Source organism: Streptomyces sp. SID3212, from assembly GCF_009865405.1.
GTDB lineage: Bacteria > Actinomycetota > Actinomycetes > Streptomycetales > Streptomycetaceae > Streptomyces.
Window position 1 is genome coordinate 1 of record NZ_WWJY01000031.1, and the last position, 366, is coordinate 366.

Below are 366 nucleotides of genomic sequence, written 5' to 3' on the forward strand. Positions count from 1 at the left end.
GCGAGGGCGTGGCCGGACCACCGCCACGCTGGGCCCGCCTCCCACCCGGCCGGCCACGGCGCCCGCCTCCGGCGCTCCGCGCGGGCGCCGCCTCCCCCCGCCCGGAGTCCGGCTCTCCGAGCCCCGGGCTCAGGACAGCGCGCGGCCCAGCAGGTATACCGCCGGGGCGGCGGCGGTGAGGGGGAGCGCGACACCTGCCGTCATGTGTACGAAGCGCGAGGGGTAGTCGTAACTCGCCGCGCGCAGGCCGATCAGCGCGCACACCCCGGCCCCGAGGCCGAGCAGCGCGCCCTTCGCGCCGAGGTCCGTCAGCCCGCCCGCCACGACACCGGCGCCGGTCGCCGCCAGCAGGGCCACCACGACGGA

The 366-nt window shown here is 79.8% G+C and carries 1 pseudogene; it reads right to left on the reverse strand.

Features of this window, described 5'->3' with window-relative positions:
* Nucleotides 1-129: 129 nt before the first annotated feature.
* A pseudogene (locus GT042_RS01275) lies at nt 130-366 on the reverse strand (hypothetical protein); the annotation flags it as partial.